Source organism: Inquilinus sp. 2KB_23 (assembly GCF_052115705.1).
Taxonomy (GTDB): Bacteria; Pseudomonadota; Alphaproteobacteria; order DSM-16000; family Inquilinaceae; genus Inquilinus; species Inquilinus ginsengisoli_A.
In genome coordinates this window covers 1-7916 of the sequence record NZ_JBFRHF010000057.1, presented here as the reverse complement: position 1 = coordinate 7916, position 7916 = coordinate 1, and the positions used below count along the sequence as shown (strand labels likewise).

General features: G+C 70.8%; 7 protein-coding genes. 1 reads left to right on the top strand and 6 read right to left on the bottom strand.

Annotation, left to right across the window (positions count from 1 at the left end):
* The 3 genes from AB4112_RS35665 to ykgO form a co-directional block, all read right to left on the bottom strand.
* Positions 1-1048: FAD-binding protein (locus AB4112_RS35665; protein WP_441727178.1), on the bottom strand; the 1048-nt coding region annotated here is incomplete at its 3' end.
* A 211-nt stretch (positions 1049-1259) separates the two neighbouring features.
* Positions 1260-2747, bottom strand: coding sequence for an FAD-linked oxidase C-terminal domain-containing protein (locus AB4112_RS35660; RefSeq protein ID WP_441727176.1), 1488 nt, complete (start codon positions 2745-2747; stop codon positions 1260-1262).
* A 189-nt stretch (positions 2748-2936) separates the two neighbouring features.
* Positions 2937-3062 carry a type B 50S ribosomal protein L36 gene (gene ykgO / locus AB4112_RS35655; RefSeq protein ID WP_138893229.1) on the bottom strand — a complete coding sequence of 42 codons (126 nt, stop codon included), beginning with the start codon at positions 3060-3062 and terminating at the stop codon, positions 2937-2939.
* A gap of 235 nt (positions 3063-3297) precedes the next feature.
* Between ykgO and AB4112_RS35650 the strand changes: the two genes are divergently transcribed.
* Positions 3298-3756 (top strand): c-type cytochrome, encoded by a 459-nt coding sequence (locus tag AB4112_RS35650; RefSeq protein ID WP_441727174.1) that lies wholly within the window; start codon positions 3298-3300, stop codon positions 3754-3756.
* 52 nt (positions 3757-3808) lie between these two features.
* Here AB4112_RS35650 and AB4112_RS35645 read toward each other — a convergent pair whose 3' ends face one another.
* From AB4112_RS35645 to AB4112_RS35635, 3 genes are all read right to left on the bottom strand, one after another.
* On the bottom strand, positions 3809-4972 hold the full coding sequence (locus tag AB4112_RS35645) for a serine hydrolase domain-containing protein (protein ID WP_441727172.1): 1164 nt from the start codon (positions 4970-4972) through the stop codon (positions 3809-3811).
* A 112-nt stretch (positions 4973-5084) separates the two neighbouring features.
* Complete coding sequence (locus AB4112_RS35640) at positions 5085-7199, bottom strand: calcium-binding protein (RefSeq protein WP_441727170.1); 2115 nt, start codon at positions 7197-7199, stop codon at positions 5085-5087.
* 306 nt (positions 7200-7505) lie between these two features.
* A partial coding sequence (locus tag AB4112_RS35635; RefSeq protein WP_441727168.1) for a M10 family metallopeptidase C-terminal domain-containing protein occupies positions 7506-7916 on the bottom strand: 411 nt, incomplete at its 5' end.

Here is a 7916-nt window from a genome sequence, read left to right as displayed (position 1 = left end):
GCGCCCGTACCAGGGTGGCGTGCCCGCCGCCCGCCGCCGCCACCGCGGCCCGGATCGCGGCCGCGCCGGCATCGCCCTCAGGCGTCGTGGCGATCCACACCAGCCCGCCGCCCCAGTCGAAGTAATACGCACCGCCCGCGGCGGCCGCGACCTGCGGCCCGGCATTCGGCGCCACCGACACTCGCCACACTGCGCGCCCATCGCCGACGAAGGGTGCCGCATCGCGGATGCCGCGCCACAGATCGACCGATTCGCCCGGGTCGAGGACGGAGAGCGGTCCGGCATCGCCGAGCAGCGCCGAGAGCGCGGCGACCCGGCTGTCGACCGACGGGCCGAAGCCTTCGATCCGGATCAGGCTGCGGGCCGATTCGCCGAGCATGCCGGCCGGCAGATGCGCGGCGCCCGAGACCTCATAGGGGCTGGTCAGCGCCCGGGTCAGCACGGCGACGCCGGCGCGGTCGTCCAGCCCGGCCACCACCAGGGTCCGCACCGTCTCCGGCGCCGGCAGCACCTTGACCGTGATCCGGGTCATGGCGGCCAGGGTGCCGAAGGCGCCGGTCAGCAGCTTCGGCAGGTCGTAGCCGGTGACGTTCTTGACCACCCGCCCGCCCGACTTGAAGGCCTGGCCGCGGCCGGACACCGCCTCGATGCCCAGGACGTGGTCGCGCGCGGCCCCGGCCTTGATCCGCCGTGGGCCGGAGAGGTTGCAGCCCACGACGCCGCCCAGCGTTCCGGCGCCGGCCGGCCCGCCATAGAGCGGCCCGAGATCGGCCGGCTCGAAGGCCAGGGCCTGGCCGCGGGCGGTCAGCGCCGCCTCGATCTCCGCCATCGACGTGCCCGCCCGGGCGGTCAGCACCAGCTCCTCCGGCTCATAGACCTCGATCCCGGCGAGGCCGGAGAGGTCGAGCGCATGGGCCGCCTGCACCGGCCGGCCGAAGCCGCGCTTGCTGCCGCGGCCGACCAGCTCCAGCGGCCGCTCCTCCGCCACCGCCCAGCGGATCGCGTCCAGCACCTGGTCTTCGCTGGCGGGCTTCAGGGTCTCGGTCATGGGCGGCACATCGCGATCGAGTCCCCCCTCCCCTTGCGGGAGGGGGTTGGGGGAGGGGGTTCGGGCAGCAAGAGCCACGGCCGAGTTGATATTCTCGACACGGAGCAGGCCGGCTGGATCGTGATCTTCGATCGACAACCCCCTCCCCCTACCCCCCTCCCGCAAGGGGAGGGGGGACTCAGAAGAGGGGGGATGTCCTCGGCAGCAATCATCAGAACCGCGGCAAATCGGGGAAGCGGGTCTCGCCGTGATGGACGTGCACCCGCCCCAGTTCGGCGCAGCGGTGCAGGGTGGGGAACACCTTGCCGGGGTTCAGCAGCCCGTCCGGGTCGAAGGCGCATTTCAGGCGCTGCTGCTGGGCCAGGTCCTCGGGCCCGAACTGCACCTCCATCAGGTCGCGCTTCTCGACCCCGACGCCGTGCTCGCCGGTCAGGACGCCGCCGACCTCGACGCACAGCCGCAGGATGTCGGAGCCGAACTCCTCGGCGCGCTCCAGCTCGCCCGGCACATTGGCGTCATACAGGATCAGCGGGTGCAGGTTGCCATCGCCGGCGTGGAACACATTGGCGACGCGCAGCCCGTGGCGGCGCGACATCTCCTGCATCCGCGACAGCACCTCGGTCAGGCGCTTCCGCGGGATGGTGCCGTCCATGCAGTAATAGTCGGGGCTGATGCGGCCGACCGCCGGGAAGGCGGCCTTGCGCCCGGCCCAGAAGCGCAGCCGCTCCTCCTCGCTGGCGCTGACCTGGCAGGACACCGCGCCGCAGTCCCGCGCGATCGCCTCGACCCGCTCGATCAGGTGGTCGACCTCGGCCTCAGGCCCGTCGAGCTCGCAGATCAGCAGGGCCTCGACATCCAGGGGATAGCCGGCATGGACGAAGGCCTCCGCGGCATGGATCGCCGGCCTGTCCATCATCTCCAGCCCGCCCGGGATGATGCCGGCGCCGATGATGCGGGCGACGCAGTCGCCGCCGGCCTCGGACGACGGGAAGCCCATCAGCACCGCGCGCTGGGTCGCCGGGCGGCGCAGCAGCCGCACCGTCACCTCGGTGACGACGCCGAGCAGCCCTTCCGAGCCGGTGAGCACGCCGATCAGGTCGTAGCCCGGCGAATCGAGATGCTTACCGCCCAGCCGCAGGATGGTGCCGTCGATCAGCACGATCTCCAGCCCCAGCACGTTGTTGGTGGTCAGCCCGTATTTCAGGCAGTGCACCCCGCCGGAATTCTCCGCGACATTGCCGCCGATCGAGCAGGCGATCTGGCTGGACGGGTCGGGCGCGTAGTAGAAGCCGGCATGGGCGACGGCGTTGGTGATGCCGAGATTGGTCACCCCCGGCTGCACCCGGGCGCAGCGGTTGTCGAGATCGACCTCCAGCACCCGGTTGAACTTGCCCAGGCCCAGCAGCACGCCGTCCTCGAGCGGCAGGGCGCCGCCGGACAGCGAGGTGCCGGATCCGCGCGGCACCACCTTCACCCCCATCGCCTGGCAGGTGCGCAGCACCGCCGAGACCTGTTCGGTGGTCGAGGGCAGCACCACCACCAGCGGCAGGGTGCGATAGGCGGTCAGCCCGTCGGATTCATAGGCGCGGCGTTCGCTTTCCGCCGTGATCACGCCTTCGCCCGGCACGATGGCGCGCAGGGCGGCGGCAATCTCCTCGCGCCGCGCCAGGATGGCGGCATCGGGGACAGGCATCTTCATCGGCGGGACCTCCTGTCGGCCCCCTATCGGAACGATAGGAAGTCCGGACGATAGGAAGGCAGCACCGATCCGGCAAGGGACCTCGATCGCGGCCGGCCACAGCAAAAGGCCGCGTCCGGAGACACGGCCTTCAGCTTGGTCTGCAGGCGCCGGCCACAAGGGTCGGCTGGCCACAAGGAACGGCTGAAATCAGCCCTGGCGCGCCTTGAAGCGCGGGTTTTCCTTGTTGATGACGTAGACACGGCCCTTGCGGCGCACCACGCGGCAAGCACGGTGGCGGGTCTTCAGGGTCTTCAGCGAGTTCGCGACTTTCATTTCTTCAATCCCATGCGGCAGCGCCGGCGCCGCCGGGAGCGCAAGCTCGCGGGCCGGAATTCGAGGCGCGGAACATAGTGTCAGGCCCCTCCCCTGTCAACCATCTGCGAAACCCCGCGACACCTCGCAGCGAACGGGCGAAAGGGGCGCGAACGGGCTGGCGATTTCAACCGCTTCTCCAGCATACTCGCGCCCTGTTCTTTGCCGAACCGGCACCCACCCATCGGGAGGCACCATGCGTTCGTGGAAGTTTGCGGCCATCACCGCCGCCATTGTCAGTTGCGGCGCCGTCGTCGCCTGGGCGGCGACGCCGGAGGAGGTGGTGACCCAGCGCGAAGATACGATGAAGACCTTCGGCGCCGGCGCCAAGACCCTGACCGCCTTCGTCAAGGACGGCCAGGGGTCGATCGACGACGTCAAGGCCGCGACCGCCAAGATGGCGGGTGCCAGCGCCAACCTGCTGGCGCTGTTCCCGGAAGGCACCGCCGTCGGCGTCGGCAAGAGCGCGGCCAAGCCGGAGATCTGGACCAACTGGGCCGATTTCCAGACCAAGGTCAAAGGCGCCCAGGACGCGATCACGGCCCTGGACGCGGCCGCCCAGGCCGGCGACGCCGCCAAGGTCAAGGCCGCCTTCTCGGTGGTCGGCCAGGCCTGTGGCGCCTGCCACGAGACCTATCGCCAGAAGAAGAGCTAGCGGTCCGCCGCAGGTTGGGTTCGCCTCAGGCGAACCCAACTCCCTCATTCCATCAGTTCAAAGCCTGCGCGATCGCGCGGAAGCCGGCCAGCAGCCGGTGGTCGAGCGCGTCGTCGACCGCCAGGGGCTGCGACGAGATTTTGGCGATGACCAGCTCGGCGGCGCGGTCGACATACAGCCACTGGCCGTGGATGCCGATGGCGCAGACCACGTCCCGGCCCGGCCCCGGCACATACCATTGGCTGCGATAGCGCCCCTGCGGCGCCAGCCCCGTCATGTCGCCGCGCGCCCAGGCCTCGCGGTCGCCGCGGTCGAGGATGTCGACGACCCAGGCCTTCGGCAGGATCTGGCGGCCGGCGGCCCGGCCGTCCTGGCGCATCATCTCGCCGATCCGGGCGAGGTCGCGCAGGGTCATGCACAGGCCGCCGGCGGTGCGCGGCGCGCCCAGCCGATCGACGGTGATGTAGGCGTCCGCCTCCGCCCCCATCGGCCGCCACAGCATCTGGTCCATCAACGCGGCGAAGCGCATTCCGGCGGCGCGCTCCAGGATCCAGCCGAGCATGTCGGAGTTCGGCGAGACGTAGTGGAAGCGTTCGCCATGGCGGCTGCCATCGGCCGCCAGCCCGGCGACGAAGCCGTGCAGGTCGCCGCCGCGGGCCACCTCGCTGGGCGGGTTCCAGGCCATGGCGACGCGGTAGCGGGCGACGTCGCCGGCAGGGTCGACATAGTCCTCGACGAAGCGGATGCCGACGGTCATGTCGAGCACGTGGCGCACGGTGGCATCGGCATAGGCCGACCCCGTCGCCTCCGGCACATAGGCGGTGACAAGCGCGTCGGGGTTCAGCTCGCCGCGATCGACCAGGATGCCGGCGATGGCGCCGGTGATCGACTTGCTGACGGAAAAGACGATGTGGGGGGCCCGGACCTCGAGGCCGTGGGCATAGTGCTCGGCCACCACCGACCCACGATGCAGCACCAGGAAGCCGTCGGTGTCGCTGTCGGCCAGCAGCCCCGCGACCGAGGCGCCGCCCGGCACGGCGACACGGTCGAGATCCAGCGCCGGCCCGCGCCGCAGGCACATCGCCGCGTCGCCGCGCGGAATCTCCGCCACCGGCACCAGCCGGCGGACGTTGCGGAACCCCCAGCGGCTGTAGGGGGCTTGCCGCCAATTGGCCAGCGTCGCCTCAGGCGCCGCATCCTCGGTCTCGACCGCCATCCCTGGGTCCCTGTTTCTTCGCCCGGCCGGCGGGCGGGCGCCGCCGCATTGGCTGCGACGACCCCACTCTAGGCGAAGACGGCTGGCCCGGCCCAGTCCCCTTGCCACCCCCTTACAGCACGAAATCGGCGGCCGTGAGGGTATGGTCGGAGATGACGTTGATGGCGAAGTCGAGCTGCCGGTCGCCATTGGTGTCGGCATAGACCAGCTGGACCCCGCCGATGGTCGCCACCCGCAGTTCCCCGGGCACGCCGGTGAGCGGCCCGGTACCGAAGATGAAGACGCCGTCGCCGGCCGCGGGGCCGTTGGCGTCGATCGCCGACAGGTCGATCTTGTCGCCGGTGGTGAAGTCGAAGATGGTGTCCTTGCCCGCCGCCGCCACCGTGCTGTCGCCGATCACGAGATAGATGAAGCTGTCGTTGCCGGCGCCGCCCTTCAGCAGGTCGCCCCCGCCGCCGCCGGTGAGCAGGTCATCGCCGGCCCCGCCCCACAGCGTGTTGACGCCGCCGTCGCCGGTCAGCGCGTCGGCCTGGCCGGAGCCGAACAGGTTTTCGATCCCGGCCAGGGTGTCGCCCTCGGCGTCGCCGCCCGTACCGGCGCCGGTGACGAGGCTGACCGTCACCCCGGCGGCCGAGCTGGCGTAGCTGGCCGTGTCGACACCGGCGCCGCCGGTCAGGATGTCTGCCCCGGCCGCGCCTTCGAGCACGTCGTTGCCGTCGCCGCCATCGATCTGGTCGTCGCCCGCACCGCCATAGAGGCTGTCGTTGCCGGCCTCGCCGAAGACCTGGTCGTTCTCGCTGCCGGCATCGACCGAATCGTTGCCGGCGCCGCCATGGAGGATGTCGATGCCGGCACCCCCGACCAGCCGGTCATTGCCGATACCCCCATCGAGGGTGTCGTTGCCGGCCTCCCCGTTCAGGACATCGTCGCCGCCGTTCCCGGCCAGCGCGTCGTCGCCGAGCCCGCCGCCGAAGACGGTGCGGCCGTCGTCGCCGGTGAGCTGGTCGCCGAACCGCGACCCGTATAGGCCTTCGATGCCGGTCAGCACGTCGCCCTGGGCGTCGCCGCCGCTGACGGTGTGGGCCAGCAGGTCGATGGTCACCGCCGCGACCGAGCTGCGGTAGTTGGCCATGTCCGTGCCGGCCCCCCCGGTCAGGATATCGGCCCCGACCCCACCGATCAGCGTGTCGTCCCCCGCCCCGCCGTCGAGCTGGTCGTTGCCGGTGCCGCCATCGAGATTGTCATTGCCCAGGCCCCCCAGCAGCACATCGTCGCCGCCGAAGCCGCGGACGATGTCGTTGCCGTCGCCGGAGGTCACCACGTTGCGGTCGTCGCTGCCCACGATCAGGATGTCGGACTGCACGCCGAGCAGCATCAGATGCGCCGGCAGCCCGATCGGGCCGCCGCCGCTGGGGAAACCGATGTCGATCTCCTCGATGCCGCGCAGGTCGTCGCCCTGCAGCACCAGCAGCAGATCCCCTCCCGGCAGCGGGGTGAAGACGACGACATCGTAGCCGTCGCCGCCGTCGATGACCTCGCCCGCCACATGTTCGGCAGCGTCGAGGAAGCCGAACACGTCGTTGCCGGCGCCGCCCTCCATGACGTCCGCGCCGCCGCCGCCATAGATGATGTCGTCGCCGTCGCCGCCCTGCAGCAGGTCGGGCCCGTCGCCGCAGCCGCAGCCCCCCGCGCCCGGCTCGTAGTCGCCGGCGAGCATGTCGTCGCCCGCCCCGCCGACCAGGGTGTCGGAGCCCTCATACCCCACCAGCAGGTCGTTGCCGTCCAGCCCGGTCAGCACATTGTCGCCGGCATCGGCGTCGATGGTGTCGTCGCCGGCGCTGCCGGTGACGTTCTCGATCCCGGTGAGGGCGTCATTCTCGGCATCGCCGGCCGAGCCGCTGCCCAAGAACAGATCGACCTCGACCGGCTTGAGGCTGGTGCTGTAGTCGGCGGTGTCGATGCCGTCGCCGCCGGTCAGCACGTCCGGCCCCAGCCCGCCGCGGAGCAGGTCGTCCCCGGTGCCGCCGTCGAGCTGGTCGCTGCCGTCGCCGCCATCGACGATGTCGTTGCCCGCGCCGGCCAGGATGAAGTCGTCGCCACCGAGGCCGTTCAGCTGGTCGTCGCCGGACAGGTCCAGGATCGTGGCGTCGGCGCCGGGCGGCACCACCACCGAATCGGTCGCGCTGAAGATGTAGTCGGGGTTGGCGGTGCCGGTGAAAAGGGTCATGAAATCGCCTCCGGTGACAATGCGGGCGACCCCGTCTTTCCGCGCGGCCAAGCCGATCGCGGCCGGCTTCAGGAGGGCCGGGCGGCAGGATCACGGTTCGAGAAAGCTCGGCGCCCGCGGTTCAGCAATGATCAGGCGTCGACGGGGATAATGCGAATGTTCCTAAAATTGTGCACGCACAAACATATAGGCGATTCCGCCAGACCGGTACATGGCCTTCGCGGTCCGGCCCGCCTCGCCAATGCCGAGGACGCCGCCCTCCGGTCGGGAAGGCGGCGCCCCGGTCGATCCGACAGGTCCCAGGCGCTACAGCACGAAGTCCGATGCCGTCAGCGCATGGTCGGAGAGGACGTTGATGGCGAAGTCGGCGATGCGGTCGCCATTGGTGTCGGCATAGACCACCTGGATCGCCCCCGCCGTCATGATCCGCAGCTCACCGGCATGGCCGGTGAAGGCCCCGGCGCCGAAGCTGAAGGCGGTGTCGCCATTGGCCGAATTGCCGTCGGCGTCGATCGCCGAGAGGTCGATATGGTCGCCGGTGGTGAAGTCGTAGATGGTGTCCTTGCCCGCCGACGCCACGGTGCTGTCGGCGATGGCGGTGTAGACGAAGCTGTCATTGCCGGCCCCGCCCTGCAGCAGGTCGGCGCCGATGCCCCCCGTCAGCACATCGTCGCCGGCCCCGCCCGACAGGGTGTTGGCAGTCTCGTCGCCGGTCAG